Here is a 19,158-nt window from a genome sequence, read left to right on the forward strand (position 1 = left end):
CGCACCAGGCCGCGTACCGCCGGTATCACGAGCAGGGCGGTGCAGACCACGAAGCTCATCGCGCCGGCGACGAGCAGGACGTGGTCCGCGCCGAGCACGGAGGCGGCGGGGCCGGCGAGAGCCTGGCCGACGGGCATCAGGGCGAGGGAGCCGGCGACGTCGTAGGCATGGATGCGGTTGAGGACGTCGGTCGGGACCTGGGTCTGCACGCTGGTCGCCCACATGACGCCCCAGAAGGACATCCCGGCGCCGGCGACGGCGGCTCCGGCGGCCATGGCCGGTACGCCGAGACCGGCGCCGACGCTCGCCGGGAAGGCGGCGAAGCCGAAGAGGGCGATGGCGCCCGCGCGGAGCATGCGGCGCGGGCGCAGCCGCAGCGCGAGGAGTCCGCCGACGACCGTGCCGGCGCCCAGGGCCGAGTTGACCAGGCCGTAGACGCGGGGGCCGTGCTGCTGCACGACCTCGGTCGCCACCAGGGGCAGGGTCGGACCCCAGACGGCGATCATGTAGATGCCCCAGACGGCGATCACGGCCCACAGCCAGGTGCGGGCGCGGAACTCGCGCCAGCCCTCGGCGAGGTCGGCGCGGAAGGCCCGGCCCGCGGCCTGCTCCCCGGCGCGGGCCCGGGGCGGGAGCGGGGGCAGGCGGAGCAGCAGCAGGCACAGGGCGCTGACCGCGTACGTGGTGGCGTGGGCGGCGAAGACGCCGCCGGGTGAGGCGAAGCCGACGAGCAGTCCGGCGGCAGCGGGGCCGGCGAGCTGGGCCGCGGACTCGGCGACGCGTATGGCGCCGTTGGCGCCCTGGATGTCGGAGGCGAGCCGGGGCACGGTGCTGGCGACGCCGGGCTGGAACACGGCGCCCGCGACGCCGTTGAGGAAGCCGATCGCGCAGATCTGCCAGAGAACGACGTGGCCGGAGAAGAAGAGCGCGGCGGCCAGGGCCTGGGTGACCAGGCGCACCAGGTCGGCGCCGATCATGAGCTTGCGGGTGCTGAACCGGTCGGCGAGGACTCCGCCGAAGACGACCAGTCCGGCGAAGGCGGCGGCCGTCGCGGCCATGGCGAGACCGACGGCACCCGCCCCGTACCCGTGCTGGAGCAGGCCGGCGGCGAGGGCGACGGGCAGCATGGTGTCGCCGAGCCGGGCGACGGCCCGGGCGACGAAGAACAGGGCGAAGTCCCGCGACCAGACGGGCCGCGTCGCCTTCCGGCCCGGCCCTTCGTGCATGCCCCCCGCTGTCGTCCCGGCCATCCCGCGCGCTCCCCTCCCGGCCGGTCCGCACCGGCTCCCGTGCACCCCGGCCGCTCTGCCCGGCCCTGTGCGCTGCCCGACCGGTCTCACCGGCCCGTGCTCCCCGCAAGGCCCCCGTCGATGACCTGGCCCTGATCCCCGCCGCGCTTCTGACAGCCGGAGCCCCCCTCCGGCCCCGGCTGCCACGCGTGTCTTCGGATCATGCCACGGGGCACTGACAACGCCCGAGGGCTTTTCTCAGCCCCCGGCCGGCAGCCCCAGCCCGGGGTACGCCTCCAGCAGCCGGGTGGGGGCGGCCTGGCGCCAGGAGTCGGCGAGGATGTCACGCAGCTCGTCCTCCCCGTCGAGGGCGGCGAGGCGCGCCCGCACCCAGGCGAACTGGGCCTCGTGACCGGCGATCCAGAACTTCTCCGGCTCGGCCAGCACCAGTTCGTCGCGCTCCTCCTTGGGGCAGCGCACCGCGATGGAGGTCTCCTCCTCGGGCAGCGTGGCGAACATCTTGCCCGCGACCCGGAACGTGGGCATGCTCCAGGCGATCTTCTCCGTGGTGTCCGGCAGGGACAGGGCGATACGGCGTACGTCTTCGGCGTCCGGCATGTCAGGCACCGTAGCGGCCACCACTGACATTCACCGGGCGGCGCCGACCTGCTTGAAGTACAGCGTCGCCGGCCGCAGCACACCATCGGGACTTGCCGCGTCGTCGTGGATCGCCCCGGCCCGCGTCCGCCCGGCGGAGCGGGGCTGTCGGTCTCGGTGTCCGGCTGGAGCAGGGCGATGCCGGTCTGGGCGGCGGCTTCCTCGGCGGTGGCTGACAGCCGGCGCCCGAGCCCCGGCCGCGGGCCTCGCGAGACACCATGAGCTTCCCAAGCTCAGAGCACGAGTTCGATTCTCGTCACCCGCTCCTTTGTAAAGCCTCAGGTCAGGTGCCTGGGGCTTTGTCGTTGTCTGACCCCCTGGAGGGCTGCGTGCCCTCCGCGTGCCCCATCTCGCACGAAGGCCGTGTTCGGAGGGCACGTGGCACGCCACCTTGCACCACCTCGCACCGGAGTGCCTGCCGAGAGGATCGCCACCTGTCTTGGGAATCGCCCCATACGCAGCCGACCGCGTGGCTAGCGTGTGGCCTCATGACCGAAGCCGCACTCTCCAGGACGGACCTCCTGACGCATCTGAACCGCCTGGAGCTACGTTTCGAATCGTCCGCTTCCTTGATCGCATCCGATGCCCATGACGATCCCGCAACACTCGAATGGCACTGCCGCGCCATTCTGCCCCTGTGGGAGCCGGACGACGACGAAGCCGAGGCCGATAACACGCGGCTCCTGACCCCTGGCGTATCGCTGGCCCAATTGTTCCATGGTGAGCGGCAAGAGTTGACGATCTTCACAATGTCCGGCCTGACGCTGGACCTGTGGCGCATCGGAAACGTCTACGAGTCGCTGGACTCGCGCGACGCCGACTACGAGCACTTCGCACCGCTCTTCGACAAGTCAGGGGATCTCGGCCTGCACTCCGATCTGGAGGAGTGCCTGGTGAGTGGTGACCAGGTCGTCATCATCGACCGGGCACGGATCGCACCGGCGTGGCGTGGGCTGGGCGGCGTCGGCCGACTACTGATCGGCCGACTGCTCCGCTGGGTCGCAGGCCATGCGGCGCTCGTGGCGACACATCCGTACCCGATCGACATCCCGGTTGGCGAACGGGAGGACACGGCACGGGAGGCGCGGGAGAAGGCCGTGGTCCAACACACTTGGCAATCCTCGGAGTTCGATCCCTTCCGTGAGGACGTATGGGTGATGCAGCCGCATCTGAGCGCCCATGGGAACGCCATCGAGCGCCTGGAAACCGCATTCACTCAGCACCTCTGAGGGCGCCCGTACGGCCACACCAGAAGAGAGGACGAACAGGACCGCAATGCGCGAGTTCACCAACCACAGGACGCGATCCATGCTCAACGCTCTTTGCCGCTTCTACCTGGAGACCCAGGACTTCTCAGAAATGCATCCCGGGGCAACACTGGACGACTTCGAGCGGCACCTGCGTCAGCAGATCGACGAATTGAAGGCGGATCTGGAAACCGGTGAAGCAGCGGCTGAGACTGCCGTCGTCACCAAGACCCTGTCGGGACCTCTCGCGGACCCCGAACGCCAGCGTGCGTTCCGTCTGCAGCAGGAATCGGAGCCACCTGCAACGGGCCCCGAGAGGGAAGCCTGGTGGAAACAGCGCAGGGCTGTGATGGCCGAGATCAAGCAGCAAGGGCTGGCGGAAGCCCTGGACTGGGAGTGCCGCGATTGCGGCGCCCCGATCGGAGTAGCCTGCAGGACGGCTGGCGGCAGGCCCAAGAAGGAGCCGCACTTCCTCCGGGCCACCGACGCCAAAGCCCCCTACAACCACGCGTACGGTCTGCGCTGAAAGCCGCGGGCTGAGGCCGGGACGTTAAGCAGCGTCCCCGCCCACAGATCCATACCCGCGTCTGTCCGCAATGGAAGTGGCAGACCGGTGGCAGCCGCTGGGGAGGGGAGCGGTGCAGCCCTCCCCTCCCCAGTGACTCGTCAGACGAGCCTCAGCACAGGGCGGCTGTCGGGCATCCCCAGCAGCTCACGCATCCTTCCCGCTTCCAAGCAAGTCCCGCAGCAAGCGCGCGGATCGTCAGTCCAGTGTCCTGTTCCGCCAGCTCGAATGCCTTGCGAAGCGTCACCGGCTGTTCCCCGGGGTATCCGCGGACCGATTCCGGGGCGAAGCCCGGCTGTCCATTGAGACCCCGAAGTCACTGGTACGCGCGGCTGATCGTCGCGTCTGAGACACTAGGACCTCATCGGCTGGGTGCGTCACCGTGCTGCGAGGCCGACCTCGCTGGTGTGCGGTGTACTGGCCGGAAGGCGAGACCCAACCTGGCGGTCTGGCCAAGTTCTGTAGCGGGGGGATTTCTTCCCGAGGCGCCATTCCATGACGGTCCGGTCGCCTTTCACGAGGTTGCAGTTGAGGCAGGCGGGGGCCAGGTTTCCGATGCCGTCGGCTCCGCCCCGGGAGATGGGGACGACGTGCTCCTGATGGAGGGGTGAGGATCTCTCGCCACAGTAGGCGCAACCGTTTTCGTACCGGCTCCAGAGCCGCGAAAGATCACGGTCGGTCACGGTGTATCGCTTGCCTTGGGCGAGCATTGCTCGGCGCTGGTGGTTTCCGCGGCGCTTCGCGGCCCGGACCCTTTCCCGATTCGCCTCGAAGTAGGCACGGCGGGAGCAGCGGCCTGAGCAGTAGACGCGGTGCGCGGTGCTGAGCGGCATCGTCTCTCCGCAGTAGCCACAAGGGCGTGAGCGAAGGGCGGTACCGACCTTGCGCTTGTACTGGGCCTTCAAGTAGCAGGATTTTCCGCAGAATTTGGCGTCGGAACGGCGATGGGACATTGCGCCTCCGCACCAGGCGCAGGCATCAGCCTTCGGCCTGGGGATGTAGTTGGCGCGATACCAGCAGCAGTGACCACAGTACTTACGGAGACCGTGTTCCCGTACCTCGATCGGCTGATCGCAGACCTTGCACTGCCGGTCTCGCTTGGCTTCTGAGCGCTCGGCCTTGCGCCGCTGCGCCTGCACAAGATTGTTCGTGGTGACCTGGCAGTCGACAGAGCAGTAGAGGGCGAGAACACCTCGCTCGGTCGGAACAGTCAGACCACAGCCCTTGCAGGCATGAGGTCCCGAGCGCACCTGAGCCTTGTCGAGATCCCGGCACGGCTGACAGCGCTGAGGCTTGCGCCCCGGCTTGTCGCTGGGCACGTCAAAGAGGTCTCCACAGTGCTTGCAGTGGAGAGTGACCACTACCGGTCGTGAGGCGGCCCGCCTCTCTCGACGCTTACGCAGTCGCTCCTCATGGGTTGTGGGCTGGAGCGGAACATGCCCCTGAGCTTCATAGCGGCACTGCTGGCCGCAGTACTTTGCGCCGCCTTGGCGGTGATTGATATCGGCCCCACAAACGTCGCACCTTCTGTCGCCCCGTAGCAAGCGAAGCTCTTCCATGCGAGCTGCGTGATAGTCCCTGGACTTGCGCACTGCCGCACTGGCCCGGTGCTCCTCGGAGCAGTAGCGGGGAGGAGCGCCAGGACGGTTTGGCCGAACGAACGGGGTGCTGCATTCCTCACAGACGAGCATGGTGGGACGGCGTGCCTCCATGGCGCAGGTATCGGAGCAGTACTTCGCGAGTCCGTGCCGGTGACTAATGTCCGCCCTACATACCGCGCATCTCCTCATGGACGCTCCGCTCGGCACCTTCTGGAGCGAGGTCACCGGCCACCCGCTCGGGGCCGTGACCGCCCGTCAGCTCCTGACCCACACCGCCGGCCTCCCCCTCCGGGCCCAGCTGAAAAACCTCTATGGCGCCGACCCCGACGGCATCCGCCGCGGAGTCCTGCACGAAGCCCTCAACCGGCCACCCGGCGAAGCCATCGAGTACACCGACCGGGCCGCCCTCATCCTCGGCTACCTCGCCGAACACCTCTCTGGCCAGTCCCTCGACCAGCTCTGCGAGACGAGGACCTGGCTCCCGCTGGGCATGGACTCCACCCGCTTCGGCCCGCTGCCCGCCGACATCGCGGTCCGGTGCGCGCCCACCGAACTCGACCAGGAGACCGGCACCCACCTCAAGGGCATTGCCCACGACTTCTCCGCCCGGCTCCTCGGCGGAGTGTGCGGCATCGCCGGCACCTTCACCGTCCTCGACGATCTGGCCGTCTTCCTGCGCTACATGCTCGCCCCCACTACGGCCCCCGCCGAGGCCGGCTTCGGCGCCGAATGGAGCACCCACTCTCTCACCGTGCAGACCGGTGGCCTCCAGCCCGAGCGCGGCCTGTTTTGGCACCCGGCGCCTGGCACCACCCACGAACAGGACGTCTGGGTCCACTACGGCTTCACCGGCACCGGCATGTGGATCTCCCCCACCCAAGACCGGTGGGCGGTACTGCTGACCAACAAGCTCTACTACACCCGCGACCGTCAGCCCCTGACGAACATCCGCAATGCCTTCCGCAAGCTCGGCTTCGCCTGAGTACTCGGCTGCCCTCGCACGAGACGCGCGCCTGGCTCTCGGAGCCGCGTCCTACCCGGCTCGGACTCCTTGTGAGAGCGCCGCTGGTGACGAGATCTCCTGGTGGCAGCAGGGGCATTCGGTCAACTGTTGGGGATCCACCCGCCACGGACCGAGCCACACCTTGCGTGCTTCAGCTTCTTGTCGGGCCCTCTCGATGCAGAGCCTGCTCATGCCGGCACTGAGCCTGTTCAGGTAGGCGTCCCGCTCTTGCGCCCGATGTCTCTCCAGGCCCAAGCGCCACCACAGCACGTCCGCCGCATCGAACGAGGTCCCGCAATGCCTATTGACGAGGGTGACGACCTGCCCCAGATTCACCGTCACCTTCTGATCGTGGATGCCATTGAGAAAGGCTTCCACGACCTCGTGACGCGTCGGCGGTCTGTACTTCGCACTGTCCACGGGTAGCAGGGCATCGTCGAACACCCGCCGTACCTGGCTCAGCAACCAGAATTCGGCAGGCGCAGGCCAGATTCGTGGCCCCGCCGTACGGCCATTGCTGTAACGCAGAACGCCGACGGAGGGCAGCCGACTGACGCACTGCTGGGCGTTGCGTGTCTCAAACGCATAGCCGTAGACCTGCCGCGCGACGCCTTCCCATGTCATCCAGACCGGATACGGCTCAGTAGTGCGGGACTCGGCTAGCAACTTGTAGATCTTTGACCCCACGGGCGACTTCTTTGGCACGCTGCGAGGGTAGGCACCACCGGCAAACACCGGTGCTCAAGACCGACGGATCCACCAATCGAGTGAATTCAGGGAAACGAGCAAGCTACGGAACCCAGTCATCGGCTAAGAGCCGAAGACCAGCGGGCCCTACTCATGCGAGCCGGCGGACACCGGGCCCCTGGCCAGCACCGTCAGGCACATCTCTTCTGAGAGCCGTATCAGAGTCAACCTGCTCCCGAAGCTGCAGACAGTCACGGGTTCACAGCGAGCCCTCGATGCCGACTTCGTGTTCGAGTCCGGTACGGCGATCCAGAGGCGCGTCCGCGACCCGATCCGCCTTCTCGTCCGTGGAGGTACCTGACCAACGCTCTGGCACCGTGCCCCAGCCGTGCCCTTCGGGGCGGCGAACAGCGGTCAACACGGGCGCCGCAGGGTCGGTCAGCGACCGGCCCTAAGGGGTCGTTTCCACAGGTCAGACACCAGATGATCACGCCGAGCGACGGTGATTCCCAAGCTGAGAGCGCGAGTTCGATTCCCGTCATCCGCTCCTGCACGAAGCCCCAGGTCAGAGACCTGGGGCTTCGCTAATGAAAGGGGCTGCTCGCGGCCTGCCGAGACCGCGTACGCCCGGTTCAGCCGCTGGGCGACTGTGAAGCGGCAAGAGCCGTCCGCCTCACGGTCAGATCAACGCGCGGGCCCTGCGCTCCCAGTCCGCGATTCGGGCCATCACTCCGCTGACCTGCTTGACCGCGGCCGTGAGGTCCCGACCCGGCCCCCGCAGCTCCCGGCTCATCTTCACCAGCCACCGCATGCCGACCTCGACCTCGCCGAGCACGCTGACCACCTCGTGGGTGGACTCGGCGGTACTGATCATCTGCTCCAGGAAGCCGGTCGGTGAACCGCTGCGCTGCTCGGGCGGCATCGTCTCGATGACATCGAACGCCGCCTGGACCGCCGCATCCATCTCCACCATCTGTCCGGCGAAACGAGTGCAGGCCTCTCGGAGACCGGAGGCCGGCTCGGCCATCGACCTGGCCAACTCGGTCATCGCCGGCAGCCACGCGCTCATCGGCGTCCCCGGCTGGGCGGCCCGCTCCATCACGGGGCCGATCTGCAGCGTGGCTTCGGCGATCACCGTCATGAACCCGGAGATCGCCTCCGTGGTCTCGCCGACCGCTTCCGTCTGCGCCTCCACTCGGGCAAACCGGTCCAACAGTCCAGGGGCCTCCAGGTCGTCCGGTTCCGCCTCGACCACAGCTGCCGGCGACGGCACCACCGGCAGCCCGAACAGGATCCGGGCCGGGGTCAGCGGCTCGAACCGGTTGTCCAGGGCACCCTTCAGCGCGGTCTCCAAGTCCCGGCGCGCGCTGACCAGACCGCTCCGGCTGCGCTTGAACATGATCGTCCGGATCAGCGAGAGGTCGAACGGCAGCTGCCCGTGTTCACCGATGTGGATGATCGGCTTGCCCGTCAGGTGCCGGATCCCGAGCTCGTAGGTGACGTTCGCGTTGCCCCCGGTGAGATCGGCGATCACGATGTCGTCCTGCAGCACATGACGACAGATCTGCTCGGTGATCTCACCCGTCTCTGCGATCCCGTCCGCCCTGACCGGGACGATGCCGTGCCTGGCGCAGGCGGGCAGGATCACCTTCTCGTAGATCTCCAGGTTTTCCTCGTATGCCACGAGTTCCGGACTCCCGTTCGGGGCGTGCTCGTTACCGATGGGCGCGATGACGAAGCAGGTCGTCATCGACGGATCCTCGGGCTTCGCGTCAGTGACCGCTACGGTGCTCATGCATAGTCCTCCATTTCGAACTCTGGTGCCCGATGTCGCTGTTCCGCGAGGTCGGCGCCGGCTTGCAGATCAGCCGGGTAGACGGGGCGCTCCTCGATCCCAAGCGCCCGCAGCAGGTCGGCGGTGGGAATCCGGTACTGCCGTCCGAGGCGCAGTAACCGACAGGGGAAACCGCCCTGGTGAATGAGCTTGTATGCGGTGCCGGGGCACAGCCCGAGCGCGCGGGCAGCTGTGCGCAGGTCGACGACCAGCGGCAGGTCGAACGCCTCGCCGAATGTCAGCCAGGTTTTGGAACGTGGGATCATCGTCGCGCTCCTGCCGGACGCAGCGACAGGGTGCCGATGCGGCTGCCCTCACTCGGACGCCGCGCCCGGTGCACGACCTCTCCGAGACCAAAGTGGCCTGCCAGCTCGCCCAGCCGGAAGCTCTCCAGCCGATCCGGCGCAACGCTGAACCGCACAGTCGCCGACAGGCCGTCGGGCCGGGCGGGTGGCGACACCCTCAGCTCCCAGCCGTCGTGCCAGTCGCCGACCGGCGACTCCGCGGGAGACTCCACGGAGAGGTGAGCGGCGGCCAGCGCCCCGACGTCCGCCACCGGCCGCTCCTGGGTGCGGGCCCGAGCGAACGCCCAGAGTCGATTGGTGGTGAGGCGCAGCAGTTCGCGGCCCCCCTCCTGGCTCCGCGGGTCCACGTCCGCGAGTACTGTCAGTCCGGCGAGGAGTGACTCGGATTCGAGCTCCCGCCGGTCGATCGGCCACCGGATCGCGATCCGGTAGAGGGTGCGTCGCATGGCAGGTAAGGCCAGCCAGAGCGCCAGCAGGCGTTCGGTTCCGGCCGTGCCAGTGTCGCGCTGCGCCGCGTCGATGGCCTCGCGCCAGATCTCCTCGCGGAGCCGCGGATCCGACGACCTGCCGTACAGCACCCGCCGGGTCGCCAGGGCGGAGAGCCGGATCGGACCCTCGGCCGTGATAACCGGAAAGGGCAATTCTGCGAGCCGAAATCGGTGTTCCAGCACATCGAACACCCGGTTGTAGGGGATCAGTCCCATGGTGAACCTCCCGAATCGTCACTCATGCCGTCCACGATGCGTGAGCAGGCCCGGGCGATCCGGTGCAACTCCTCGCGCAGTGTCTCGTAGGGGGCCGGCGAGAAGCCGGCCGTGTACCGTCGCGCGCTCGCGGCGGGACGGTGGTCGCAGGCGGTGTAGTAGTACACGTCGCCGGTTCGGCCCTGGACGGAGAGGCCCCAGGTGTCCTGCTGACGATTACCTCCCGCCGCGTTCCCGCAGGAGATGCAACCTCCCGCGAGCGGGACGTCGCTCATCGGCCGGCCCCGCCGGGCACCACCCCGTGGACGACGGATCCGTGGATCACGCCCTGGACGGCAGTTCCGTGGACGCCCTGTTGGACGAAGCTCGGCCGTTCTGCCTCCGCCGCTCGCGCTGCGGGACGCGGCCGGCCCTCCGGCGCGTCCGGCCAAGGCTCCCCCACGTCCTGCGGGTCCACACCGGGCAACCGGACCCAGCCGTACCCGGCGAACCCCTTCTGCTCGACGTGAATACGGCGGTACTGGTCCGGGTCATGTCCGTGGAACCGCGAGCGCACCACGTCCTGGTAGAGCCGGTCGGAGATCACCACGACCAGGCTCGCCGGCCCGGCAGCCGCCAGGGCCCGTTTCACCTCGGGTGCGTTCAGGTAGCGGGCCACAGCGATCGGGGCGGGGCCGGAGAAGCCCAGGGCGGCGGTGGCGGCCACACCGGTGTCGATGGCCAGCCGAAGCCGCATCCGCCCGGCGGGCCGCAGGGTGGCGTTGTACCCACCGAGCTCGGTCGCGAGGTGGGCGACGTACTCGCCCAGCACCACCTGCTCGGAAGTGCCTGCCGGGAGGACCGCGAACTCCATGTCGCCCTGCGGCTGGACAGACCATGCTCCGTGGTCCAACCCGCTGCGTTCGGCTGCCGTCTTGAGCACCCGGGCGAGTTGAGCTTGTGCGGTCCGCTGGCCCGGGGTGTCGAAGCGGCTGTACTGCTCGATGTCCGCCGCCAGACAGAGGCGGCGGTCGTTATCCGGCCCGGGCTTGTCCCAGGAGCGGACAGTCGGCTGCGACGTCATGTGAACCATCACCTACTCGATGAGTTCGGATAGTCGGTGGTACTGGTCGCCAACTGTGCTGCCGAAGCACCGGTCTCTCCGAACAAGACGCAAAAATGCGGAATGTTGAGTCCTGTCAGTGGCCGATCGGCGGCAGGAGTCCGATCGCCCGGAGGCGGTCCGGCTTGAGCACCGCCATCTCGCGGTAACTGGTCTCCACGATCCCCGCCTCACGGAACCCCGCCAGCGCCTGTTGCACCGCCCTCTCTTGTGCTCCCACGAGCGCCGCGAGTTCGGCCTGCGTGAGCTCGATGCAGATCAAAGTGCGCGAGTGGAGGGATTCCCCGTGGTTCTCGGCAAGTTCGGTGAGCACCCGGGCGAGCCGAACGGGAACCGTGAACTCACCGAATGCGATGCGCCAGGAATTCGCACTGCGCAGGCGGCGGTTGCTGAGCCGCACGATCTGAAGGGTGGCTTCGGGATGCTTGTAGAGGAAGCTCCGCAACGGGCGACGTTGGACGACGTATGCGTCGATGTCCTCGCCCGCCGTCACCGTGGCCGATCTGGGCACTTCGTCGATCACGGCCATCTCTCCGACCACGTCTCCGCTGGCCCGGATGGCGATCAGGGCTTCATGCCCGTTGGCGCGTTTCCTGGTGACCTTCACGTAACCGGTCTCCAGGAGCACCAGGCAATCGCCCGGTCCTCCTTCCACGAGGATCTTCGCTCCAGGCGGATACTGCCGCGGGGAACCGATACTCAACAGTTCTTCCCGAGCCTGCTCCGACAGGCTGCCGAGGAAGCGGGCGGGCCGCCGCTCGCCGATGTCAGAAGTACCGCGCCATGCTGTCCCCCGGATCGCGCGCTCCATGCCCCACCTCGTGGTCGAGTCCCAGTGCCTTCCCGATCAGGGAATCAGTCCCGGATTCGGGCGGAAAGAGCGTGCGAGGAGCATCCGGTGTGGTGTGCCTGGCTCCACTACCGGTCTCGTACACAGCCTGTGTTCATCGCCAGCGACATCAGGCTCCGACAGTTCGCCCTGGGCAAGGACACGTACGAGGCCCACTCGATGCTGAACCGGTTCGGTCTGTTCGAGGCCGGACACGGGCGGCCGGTCGTGGGCGATGTCGGCGCCAGCGGTGAGCCGTTCGTCGACGTGCTCGCCGCGCAGGCCCGCGTGCGGCGGCGACACCGAGCGTCGTAGGAATCCGGCGGTGCGGTCTTCGAACAGTGGCTGCTCGTCGGCGCGTACCAGGAGCGGCGGCTCAGCCTCGACCCTGCTGAGCAGGCCGGACATGGTCCGTCCGTACGCCGCGCACAGGCGGTTCAGGGCGGACGCGGTGGGGGTACCCGGCTCGCCCCGCCGCGCTGCGCCGGCCTGCGCAGCGACCAGCCGTGCTCGGCGAGGCGGGAATCCGGGACGCTATCCCGGATTCGGCACAGCGGATCGGCTGTTCGCGGAACGCCCGCCGAACGCGCTCAGTGTGCGTTCCAGCGCCGGCAGTGCCCGGACCACCCGCTTCGACCGGATCAGCAGGTCCCAGGCGGGCTCGAACTTCTTCCAGCCGCCGGCGTACGCGAGATGCCGCAGGCGTTCGTGCGTCCCGGGCTGGGCCGTCGCGCCCCGCCAGATGCTGGACCAGCGGTAGAAGTCGCGGTAGGCCCGCCAGTAGCCGTCCTCCAGTTGCTCGGCCGTCATGCCCCGGGGGCGGTGGACGACGTGGCGGGTGTCGTACAGGTCCCAGTCGCGGTGCAGGATGCGGTTCTCGGACTCCAGCTGGCGCCACAGCCCGGTCGACGGGTAGGGCGTCATGATGTGGAAGGTCGCCGTCTCGACGCCCTGCTCGACGGCCCACTGGACCGTCCGGTCGAAGACGTCGGGGCCGTCCTGGTCGAGGCCGAAGACGAAGCTGGCGTTGACCATCACCCCGGCGTCGTGCAGGCGCCGTACCGCGGCCCCGTAGTCCGTGCCGATGTTCTGGTTCTTGCGGCGTTCGGCGAGGTTGGCGTCGTTGACGGTCTCGAAGCCGACGAAGAGGCTGCGCAGCCCCGCCTCGGCCGCGCGCTCCAACAGGCCGGGTTTCAGGACGGAGTTGACCGTGCCGGCCGCCTGCCACAGCCGGCCCGTGCCCTTCATGCCGTCGAAGAGGGCCTCGGCGAAGCGCGGGTTGCCGAAGAGGTGGTCGTCGAGGAAGTAGAGGTGGCGGCCGGGCAGGCGGTCGATCTCGGCGAGTGCGTCGTCGACGGCCTGGGTGTAGAAGGACTTGCCGCCCTCGAAGAAGGCGTCCTTGTAGCAGAAGTCGCAGTGGTGCGGGCAGCCGCGCGAGACGACGAGGGAGTTGGGGACGAGATAGAGGTGGCGCTTGATCAGGTCGCGGCGCACCGGCGGGAGTCCGGCGAGGGTGCGCAGGGTGGAGTCGTAGCGGCGGGCCGGGGCGCCGTCGCGGAAGTCCTTCAGGAACAGCGGCCAGGTGTCCTCGCCGGGGCCGGTGAAGACCGTGTCGGCGTGCGCCGCCGCCTCGTCGGGCAGCGAGGTGACGTGCAGGCCGCCCATGGCGACGTGGGCGCCGCGGGCCCGGAAGTGGTCGGCGATCTCGTAGCTGCGCCGCGCCGAGGTGATGTATGGCTGGATCACCAGCAGGTCGGGGGTGGGCAGGGCGGCGAGGTCGAGGCGTTCCACGTGCTCGTCGTGGAGGGTGACCTCGTCGTCGGGGTCCAGGTAGCCGGCGAGGGTGGCGAGGCCCAGCGGCGGGAACAGCGAGTACTTGATGGGCCGGAACAGCGGGCTCGTCGCCTCGGTCAGGGCCGGGAGGATCATCGTCACGCGCATGACAGCCCAGACTGCGGAGGGCGGGTGGCCGGTTCCCGACGGGCGGCCCGCGCCGCGGGCACCGCCTACCGCTCGGCGACCGACTCCAGCGCGTCCAGGACCGGACGGATCAGCGGATGCCCTTCCGCTCCCCGGCGTACGGCCGCGAAGACCCGGCGGGTGGGGGCGACGCCGTCGACGGGGCGGACGACCACGCCGGCCAGGTCCATGCCGAGCAGCGCCGAGCGCGGCACGAGCGCCACGCCCGCGTCGGCCGCGGCGAGGGACACCACCGCGCGGAAGTCGTCCGAGGAGTGCTCCAGGCGGGGCTGGAAACCGGCCGTCTCGCAGGCCAGCACCACCACGTCGTGGCACGGGTTGCCCGGGTAGGGCCCGATCCACGGGTCCTTGGCCAGCTCCGCGAGCGGCACCTCCGGGGCGCCGGCGAGGCGGTGGGCGACCGGGACGACGGCGTCGAACGGCTCCGCGTACAGCGGGACGTGGGTCAGGCGCGGGTCGTCCGCGGCCGGCGCCCCGCGGTACTCGACGGCCACGGCCACGTCGACCTGCCGGTCCAGCACCATCGGCAGGCTGGCGTCGCCCTCGGCGTCCTGGACGCGGATGCGGATGCCGGGCGCCGACTCCGCGAGGCGGGCCAGCGCGGGCCCGACGACCAGGGTGATGCCGGTCGCGAAGGCGGCGACCGTGACCGTGCCGGCCTCGCCCGAGCTGTACGCGGCGAGCTCGGCCTCGGCCCGCTCCAGCTGGGCGAGGACGGCGTTGGTGTGGCTGAGCAGGATCTCGCCGGCGGGGGTCAGCCGTACGCCCTTGGCGCCGCGCTCGACCAGGCGGTGCCCGGTCTCCTGCTCCAGGGCGGTCAGCTGCTGGGAGACCGCGGAGGGGGTGAGGTACAGCGCGGCGGCAGCCGCCGTCACGGTGCGGTGGTCCGCCACCGCTCGGAGGATGTGCAGCCGCCGCGCTTCGATCACGGGATCGATTCTCTCACCGGAGGAGCAGGTCAGGCGTCCAGCTCCGCCCGCGCCGCCACGAAGGCGTCCACGGCGCGGTTCACGTCCTCGGTGGAGTGGGCGGCGGACAGCTGCACGCGGATGCGGGCCTGGCCCTGCGGGACGACCGGGTAGGAGAAGCCGATCACGTACACGCCGCGCTCCAGCAGCAGCTCGGCCATGCGGCCCGCCTCGGACGCGTCGCCGATCATCACCGGGGCGATGGCGTGGTCGCCGGGGAGGATGTCGAAGCCCTCCTCGGTCATCCGGCGGCGGAACAGGTCCGTGTTCTCGGCGAGGCGGACGCGCAGGTCGTCGGCCGACTCCAGCAGGTCGAGGACCTTGAGGGAGGCGGCGGCGATGACCGGGGCGAGGGTGTTGGAGAACAGGTACGGGCGGGAGCGCTGGCGCAGCAGGGCGACGATCTCGGCACGGGCGGCGACGTAGCCGCCGGAGGCGCCGCCGAGGGCCTTGCCGAGGGTGCCGGTGATGATGTCGACGCGGTCCATGACGCCGTGCAGCTCGGGGGTGCCGCGGCCGCCGGGGCCGACGAAGCCGACGGCGTGCGAGTCGTCGACCATGACCATGGCGTCGTAGCGGTCGGCGAGGTCGCAGATCTCGGCGAGCGGGGCGACGTAGCCGTCCATGGAGAAGACGCCGTCGGTGACGATGAGCTTGCGGCGGGCCTCGCCGGCGGCCTTGAGCTGCGTCTCCAGGTCGGCCAGGTCGCGGTTGGCGTAGCGGAAGCGCTTGGCCTTGCTGAGGCGGATGCCGTCGATGATCGACGCGTGGTTGAGGGCGTCGGAGATCACCGCGTCCTCGGGGCCGAGGAGGGTCTCGAAGACGCCGCCGTTGGCGTCGAAGCAGGAGGAGTAGAGGATCGTGTCCTCCTGGCCGAGGAACGCGGAGAGGCGGGCCTCCAGCTCCTTGTGGACCTCCTGGGTGCCGCAGATGAAGCGCACGGACGCCATGCCGTAGCCCCAGCGGTCCAGCGCCTCGTGGGCGGCGGCGACGACCTCGGGGTGGTCGGCGAGGCCGAGATAGTTGTTGGCGCAGAAGTTGAGGACCTCGCCGGGGCGGCCGCCGGCGGTGACCTCGACGGTCGCGGACTGCGGGGTGCCGATGACGCGCTCGGGCTTGTGCAGGCCGGCGGCGCGGATCTCGTCGAGGGTGGCGCGCAGGTCGTCGCGCACGGAGTCGAACATCTCAGAAGCTCCTAAGCTCCGGGGAAAGGCGGATGACTTACGCGGTCCAGTCGAGGATGACCTTGCCGCCCTTGCCGCTGGCGGCGTCGGCGAAGGCCTCCTCGAAGTCGCGGTGGGAGTACCGGCCGGTGATCACGGGGGCGAGGTCGAGGCCGCCCTCCAGGAGCACCGACATGGCGTACCAGGTCTCGAACATCTCGCGGCCGTAGATGCCCTTGACGGTGATCATCGAGGTGACGATCCGGGCCCAGTCGACCGGGAACTCCTCGGCGGGCAGGCCGAGCATCGCGATGCGGCCGCCGTGCGTCATGTTGGCGATCATGTCGCGCATGGCCTCGGGGCGGCCGGACATCTCCAGGCCGATGTCGAAGCCCTCGCGCAGACCCAGTTCGCGCTGGCCGTCGGCGATGGTCGCCTTCGACACGTCCAGGGCGAGGCTGACGCCGACCTTGAGCGCGAGGTCCAGGCGTTCCCGGCTGACGTCGGTGATGACGACGTTGCGGGCGCCCGCGTGCCGGGCCACGGCGGCGGCCATCAGGCCGATCGGTCCGGCGCCGGTGATGAGGACGTCCTCGCCGACCAGCGGGAAGGACAGCGCGGTGTGCACGGCGTTGCCGAACGGGTCGAAGATCGCGGCGACGTCGAGGTCGACGGGGACGCGGTGCACCCAGACGTTGGCGGCGGGCAGGGCGACGTACTCGGCGAAGGCACCGTCGCGGCCGACGCCGAGGCCGACGGTGGCGCGGCACAGGTGGCGGCGGCCGGCCAGGCAGTTGCGGCACTTGCCGCACACGAGGTGGCCCTCGCCGCTGACCCGGTCGCCGGTCTTGATGTCGGTGACGTCGCGGCCGGTCCCGACGACCTCGCCGACGAACTCGTGCCCGACGACGAGCGGGGTGCGGATGGCCTGCTGCGCCCAGCCGTCCCAGGCCCGGATGTGCAGGTCGGTGCCGCAGATACCGGTGCGCAGCACCTTGATGAGCACGTCACCGGGTCCCACGGCGGGCTCGGGCACGTCCGCGAGCCACAGACCGGGCTCCGCCTTCTCCTTGACCAGCGCCTTCAACGCTACGGCTCCTGACGGGTGAGGTCCCGGCGGCGGGCATGCCGAAGCGGCCCGCGTCCGGGAAGGGGAGGGGAATCGCACAGCAATCTGCCGTACGGGACCGCCCCGGGTCCATCGAGCCTTTCTTAAGCCCGGCCGCAGCTTTCCTTCACACCCCGCGCGCGGCCCGCCTCACAGGGGGAGCCCGTCCTCCGCGCTGCGCTCGATGCGCCGTACGAGGTCGGCGGCCGACGCCTTGACCGCCTCCAGGCCCGCCTTCCCCCAGGTCCGGGGCCGCACGTCGGCTGCGGAGACCGTGCCAAGCACCGTGCCCGTGCTGTCGATGAGCGGCGCGCCGAGGTAGGAGTGGATGCCGAACTCGTCCACGACCGCGTTGCCCGCGAAGCGCGGGTAGTCGCGCACGTCGTCCAGGACCAGTGCCTTGCGCCGGACCACCACATGGGGGCAGAAGCCGTGGTCGCGGGGCTGGACGCGGCCGAACTCGGGACTGGTGCCGTCGCCGCGCCGCACGGGCGGGAGGTCGGGCACCCGCAGGCCCGCGAAGAACTGCCCTCCCTCCACGAGGAAGTTGACCATCGCGTACGGCGCCTCCACGAGCCCGGCGAGATGGGCCGCGAAGGCGTCCAGGGCCGGGTCCGGGCGTTCCGCCAGACCGAGCCGGCGCAGCCGCCGCACCCGCGCGGGGGCCTCCCGGTCCTCGGGGGTGAGCAGCAGGCGTCCGACCGGGCGCGGCGGGTCGTAGCTCATGGGCGGGCTCCGGCGCCGGACCCGGTGGTGGGGGCCGGGGTGTGGGCGATCAGGTGGCGTACGAGGGTGAGCAGCGTCTGTACGCCGGAGCTGGAGATCCGGGCGTCGCAGCGCACGATGGGGATCTCGGGGTGGAGGTCCATGGCCGCGCGCACCTCCTCGGGGTCGTAGCGGTGGGAGCCGTCGAACTCGTTGATCGCGACGATGAAGCCGAGGCCGCGTTCCTCGAAGAAGTCGACGGCGGCGAAGGACTCGTCCAGGCGCCGGGTGTCGGCGATGATCACCGCGCCGAGCGCGCCCTCGCACAGTTCGTCCCACATGAACCAGAACCGTTCCTGGCCGGGGGTGCCGAACAGGTACAGCACGTGCTGCGGGTCGAGGGTGATGCGGCCGAAGTCCATGGCCACGGTCGTCTCTTGTTTGTTCTCGATGCCGTCGAGGCTGTCGGTCGCGGCGCTGACGGTGGTGAGCAGTTCCTCCGTGCTCAGGGGTGCGATCTCGCTGACCGCGCCGACGAAGGTCGTCTTGCCGACGCCGAAGCCGCCCGCCACGAGGATCTTCAGCGCGGTGGGGAAGGGGTCGGTGCCGTCGTCGTGGCCGTGGCCGTAGTCAGAGCTGTCGTCGTAGTCCATCGAGCACTGCCTCCAGAAGGGCCCGGTCCGTGGGGTCGTGGTGGAACGCGGCGGGGGGTTTGGTGGTCAGCGCGCCGCAGTCGACGAGGTCCGACAGCAGCACCTTGGTGACCGCCACCGGCAGCCTCAGGTGTGCGGCGAGCTCGGCGACCGGGAGAGGGCCCCGGCACAGGTCGAGTGCCTGCGCGTGTTCGGGTCCGAGATAGCCGAGGGGGGTCGCCCCCGTGGCCATCACCTGGGACATCAGGTCGAGCGCGACGGTGGGCCGGGTACGGCCGTTGCTGACGGTGAAGGGGCGCACCAGCCGTCCGGCCGCGTCGTCGAGCCAGGGCCCGTCGCCGACCGCGGCCACCCTCAAGGCCTCATCGCCGGGGGTTCCACGGCGTACTGCCGGGGCGCGGTGACCAGGTAGGGGCGGACGCTCTTGACCAGCATCGCCATCTCGTAGCCGAGTACGGCCGCGTCGGCCTCGCGGCCGGCCAGCACGGCGAGGCAGGTGCCCGAGCCGGCGGTGGTGACGAAGAGCAGGGTCGAGGCGAGTTCGACGACGACCTGCCGGACGTCGCCGCCGTCGCCGAAGCGGACGCCGGCGCTGCGGCCGAGGGAGTAGAGGCCGGAGGCCAGGGCCGCCATGTGGTCGGCGCTGTCCGCGTCGAGGCCGTGTACGGACTTCACCAGTCCGTCGGCGGACAGGAGCACCGCACTGGTCGTGTGCGGTACGCGCTGCACGAGGCCGCTCATCAGCCAGTCGAGGTCGGACACGTGGCCGGTCGGCGCGTCGCTCGCCATGGTGGATCGACTCCTTGGGGTACGAAGGT

General features: G+C 69.8%; 20 protein-coding genes, 1 tRNA gene and 2 pseudogenes. 4 read left to right on the forward strand and 19 right to left on the reverse strand.

Features of this window, described 5'->3' with window-relative positions; genetic code table 11:
• The coding region (locus GTW67_RS16560; RefSeq protein WP_202437325.1) for an MFS transporter at nucleotides 1-1,250 on the reverse strand (1,250 nt) is incomplete at its 3' end.
• A 237-nt stretch (nucleotides 1,251-1,487) separates the two neighbouring features.
• Complete coding sequence (locus tag GTW67_RS16565) at nucleotides 1,488-1,847, reverse strand: MmcQ/YjbR family DNA-binding protein (RefSeq protein WP_161165592.1); 360 nt, start codon at nucleotides 1,845-1,847, stop codon at nucleotides 1,488-1,490.
• Between the two features lie 204 nt (nucleotides 1,848-2,051).
• Here GTW67_RS16565 and GTW67_RS16570 point away from each other — a divergent pair.
• The 3 genes from GTW67_RS16570 (at nucleotide 2,052) to GTW67_RS16580 (ending at nucleotide 3,659) form a co-directional block, all read left to right on the forward strand.
• Nucleotides 2,052-2,151, forward strand: a tRNA-Gly gene (locus GTW67_RS16570).
• Nucleotides 2,152-2,374: 223 nt separating this feature from the next.
• Nucleotides 2,375-3,115: a hypothetical protein gene (locus GTW67_RS16575; protein ID WP_161165593.1), complete on the forward strand. Its 741-nt coding sequence runs from the start codon at nucleotides 2,375-2,377 to the stop codon at nucleotides 3,113-3,115.
• Between the two features lie 46 nt (nucleotides 3,116-3,161).
• Nucleotides 3,162-3,659, forward strand: coding sequence for a zinc finger domain-containing protein (locus tag GTW67_RS16580; protein ID WP_161165594.1), 498 nt, complete (start codon nucleotides 3,162-3,164; stop codon nucleotides 3,657-3,659).
• A gap of 416 nt (nucleotides 3,660-4,075) precedes the next feature.
• Here GTW67_RS16580 and GTW67_RS38545 read toward each other — a convergent pair whose 3' ends face one another.
• Nucleotides 4,076-5,488: an HNH endonuclease gene (locus GTW67_RS38545; RefSeq protein ID WP_524539788.1), complete on the reverse strand. Its 1,413-nt coding sequence runs from the start codon at nucleotides 5,486-5,488 to the stop codon at nucleotides 4,076-4,078.
• On the opposite strand from GTW67_RS38545, the pseudogene GTW67_RS16595 reads away from it, so the two are divergent.
• Nucleotides 5,487-6,281, forward strand: a pseudogene (locus GTW67_RS16595) (serine hydrolase domain-containing protein); the annotation flags it as partial. The gene GTW67_RS38545 and the pseudogene GTW67_RS16595 overlap by 2 nt on opposite strands.
• A gap of 51 nt (nucleotides 6,282-6,332) precedes the next feature.
• Here GTW67_RS16595 and GTW67_RS16600 read toward each other — a convergent pair.
• The 16 genes and pseudogenes from GTW67_RS16600 to GTW67_RS16675 all read right to left on the reverse strand — a co-directional run bounded on the left by GTW67_RS16600 (nucleotide 6,333) and on the right by GTW67_RS16675 (nucleotide 19,129).
• Nucleotides 6,333-7,007: a hypothetical protein gene (locus GTW67_RS16600; protein WP_161165595.1), complete on the reverse strand. Its 675-nt coding sequence runs from the start codon at nucleotides 7,005-7,007 to the stop codon at nucleotides 6,333-6,335.
• A 661-nt stretch (nucleotides 7,008-7,668) separates the two neighbouring features.
• Nucleotides 7,669-8,784: a hypothetical protein gene (locus GTW67_RS16605; protein WP_161165596.1), complete on the reverse strand. Its 1,116-nt coding sequence runs from the start codon at nucleotides 8,782-8,784 to the stop codon at nucleotides 7,669-7,671.
• Nucleotides 8,781-9,089, reverse strand: coding sequence for a helix-turn-helix domain-containing protein (locus GTW67_RS16610; protein ID WP_161165597.1), 309 nt, complete (start codon nucleotides 9,087-9,089; stop codon nucleotides 8,781-8,783). The genes GTW67_RS16605 and GTW67_RS16610 overlap by 4 nt, the downstream gene beginning before the upstream one ends.
• On the reverse strand, nucleotides 9,086-9,832 hold the full coding sequence (locus GTW67_RS16615; RefSeq protein WP_161165598.1) for a hypothetical protein: 747 nt from the start codon (nucleotides 9,830-9,832) through the stop codon (nucleotides 9,086-9,088). Before GTW67_RS16615 ends, GTW67_RS16610 begins: the two co-directional genes overlap by 4 nt.
• Nucleotides 9,823-10,107, reverse strand: a complete 285-nt coding sequence (locus tag GTW67_RS16620; RefSeq protein WP_161165599.1) for a hypothetical protein — start codon at nucleotides 10,105-10,107, stop codon at nucleotides 9,823-9,825. Before GTW67_RS16620 ends, GTW67_RS16615 begins: the two co-directional genes overlap by 10 nt.
• Complete coding sequence (locus GTW67_RS16625) at nucleotides 10,104-10,895, reverse strand: hypothetical protein (protein WP_237518897.1); 792 nt, start codon at nucleotides 10,893-10,895, stop codon at nucleotides 10,104-10,106. The genes GTW67_RS16620 and GTW67_RS16625 overlap by 4 nt, the downstream gene beginning before the upstream one ends.
• 115 nt (nucleotides 10,896-11,010) lie before the next feature.
• On the reverse strand, nucleotides 11,011-11,745 hold the full coding sequence (locus GTW67_RS16630) for a Crp/Fnr family transcriptional regulator (protein ID WP_161165601.1): 735 nt from the start codon (nucleotides 11,743-11,745) through the stop codon (nucleotides 11,011-11,013).
• 216 nt (nucleotides 11,746-11,961) lie between these two features.
• A pseudogene (locus tag GTW67_RS37720) lies at nucleotides 11,962-12,317 on the reverse strand (transcriptional regulator); the annotation flags it as partial.
• The gene (locus GTW67_RS16640) at nucleotides 12,298-13,704 is read right to left on the reverse strand and encodes a B12-binding domain-containing radical SAM protein (RefSeq protein ID WP_161165603.1); all 1,407 of its coding nucleotides are present in this window, start codon (nucleotides 13,702-13,704) and stop codon (nucleotides 12,298-12,300) included. The gene GTW67_RS16640 and the pseudogene GTW67_RS37720, both read right to left, overlap by 20 nt.
• Before the next feature lie 65 nt (nucleotides 13,705-13,769).
• On the reverse strand, nucleotides 13,770-14,672 hold the full coding sequence (locus tag GTW67_RS16645; protein WP_161165604.1) for a LysR substrate-binding domain-containing protein: 903 nt from the start codon (nucleotides 14,670-14,672) through the stop codon (nucleotides 13,770-13,772).
• A gap of 29 nt (nucleotides 14,673-14,701) precedes the next feature.
• Entirely contained in the window at nucleotides 14,702-15,895 is a 1,194-nt protein-coding gene (kbl, locus tag GTW67_RS16650) for a glycine C-acetyltransferase (protein ID WP_161165605.1), read from the reverse strand.
• Nucleotides 15,896-15,932: 37 nt separating this feature from the next.
• Nucleotides 15,933-16,961: an L-threonine 3-dehydrogenase, zinc-binding type gene (tdh, locus tag GTW67_RS16655; protein WP_161165606.1), complete on the reverse strand. Its 1,029-nt coding sequence runs from the start codon at nucleotides 16,959-16,961 to the stop codon at nucleotides 15,933-15,935.
• 171 nt (nucleotides 16,962-17,132) lie between these two features.
• Nucleotides 17,133-17,708, reverse strand: coding sequence for a GAF domain-containing protein (locus tag GTW67_RS16660; protein ID WP_161165607.1), 576 nt, complete (start codon nucleotides 17,706-17,708; stop codon nucleotides 17,133-17,135).
• Nucleotides 17,705-18,340 (reverse strand): GTP-binding protein, encoded by a 636-nt coding sequence (locus GTW67_RS16665; RefSeq protein ID WP_161165608.1) that lies wholly within the window; start codon nucleotides 18,338-18,340, stop codon nucleotides 17,705-17,707. Before GTW67_RS16665 ends, GTW67_RS16660 begins: the two co-directional genes overlap by 4 nt.
• The gene (locus tag GTW67_RS16670; protein ID WP_161165611.1) at nucleotides 18,318-18,692 is read right to left on the reverse strand and encodes a DUF742 domain-containing protein; all 375 of its coding nucleotides are present in this window, start codon (nucleotides 18,690-18,692) and stop codon (nucleotides 18,318-18,320) included. Before GTW67_RS16670 ends, GTW67_RS16665 begins: the two co-directional genes overlap by 23 nt.
• 2 nt (nucleotides 18,693-18,694) lie before the next feature.
• Nucleotides 18,695-19,129: a roadblock/LC7 domain-containing protein gene (locus GTW67_RS16675; protein WP_161165609.1), complete on the reverse strand. Its 435-nt coding sequence runs from the start codon at nucleotides 19,127-19,129 to the stop codon at nucleotides 18,695-18,697.
• Nucleotides 19,130-19,158 lie beyond the last annotated feature (29 nt).

Origin of the sequence: Streptomyces sp. SID5910 (assembly GCF_009862125.1) — a bacterium.
Taxonomy (GTDB): domain Bacteria; phylum Actinomycetota; class Actinomycetes; order Streptomycetales; family Streptomycetaceae; genus Streptomyces.

Bases quoted from the DNA above. Each gene is read 5' to 3' on its own strand.
- GTW67_RS16615 (WP_161165598.1), bottom strand. From the start codon at position 9,832: ATGGGACTGATCCCCTACAACCGGGTGTTCGATGTGCTGGAACACCGA.
- GTW67_RS16625 (WP_237518897.1), bottom strand. From the start codon at position 10,895: ATGACGTCGCAGCCGACTGTCCGCTCCTGGGACAAGCCCGGGCCGGAT.
- GTW67_RS16565 (WP_161165592.1), bottom strand. From the start codon at position 1,847: ATGCCGGACGCCGAAGACGTACGCCGTATCGCCCTGTCCCTGCCGGAC.
- GTW67_RS16580 (WP_161165594.1), top strand. From the start codon at position 3,162: ATGCGCGAGTTCACCAACCACAGGACGCGATCCATGCTCAACGCTCTT.
- kbl (WP_161165605.1), bottom strand. From the start codon at position 15,895: ATGTTCGACTCCGTGCGCGACGACCTGCGCGCCACCCTCGACGAGATC.
- GTW67_RS16630 (WP_161165601.1), bottom strand. From the start codon at position 11,745: ATGGAGCGCGCGATCCGGGGGACAGCATGGCGCGGTACTTCTGACATC.
- GTW67_RS16610 (WP_161165597.1), bottom strand. From the start codon at position 9,089: ATGATCCCACGTTCCAAAACCTGGCTGACATTCGGCGAGGCGTTCGAC.
- GTW67_RS38545 (WP_524539788.1), bottom strand. From the start codon at position 5,488: ATGAGGAGATGCGCGGTATGTAGGGCGGACATTAGTCACCGGCACGGA.
- GTW67_RS16675 (WP_161165609.1), bottom strand. From the start codon at position 19,129: ATGGCGAGCGACGCGCCGACCGGCCACGTGTCCGACCTCGACTGGCTG.
- GTW67_RS16620 (WP_161165599.1), bottom strand. From the start codon at position 10,107: ATGAGCGACGTCCCGCTCGCGGGAGGTTGCATCTCCTGCGGGAACGCG.
- GTW67_RS16605 (WP_161165596.1), bottom strand. From the start codon at position 8,784: ATGAGCACCGTAGCGGTCACTGACGCGAAGCCCGAGGATCCGTCGATG.
- GTW67_RS16660 (WP_161165607.1), bottom strand. From the start codon at position 17,708: ATGAGCTACGACCCGCCGCGCCCGGTCGGACGCCTGCTGCTCACCCCC.
- GTW67_RS16665 (WP_161165608.1), bottom strand. From the start codon at position 18,340: ATGGACTACGACGACAGCTCTGACTACGGCCACGGCCACGACGACGGC.
- GTW67_RS16640 (WP_161165603.1), bottom strand. From the start codon at position 13,704: ATGCGCGTGACGATGATCCTCCCGGCCCTGACCGAGGCGACGAGCCCG.
- GTW67_RS16575 (WP_161165593.1), top strand. From the start codon at position 2,375: ATGACCGAAGCCGCACTCTCCAGGACGGACCTCCTGACGCATCTGAAC.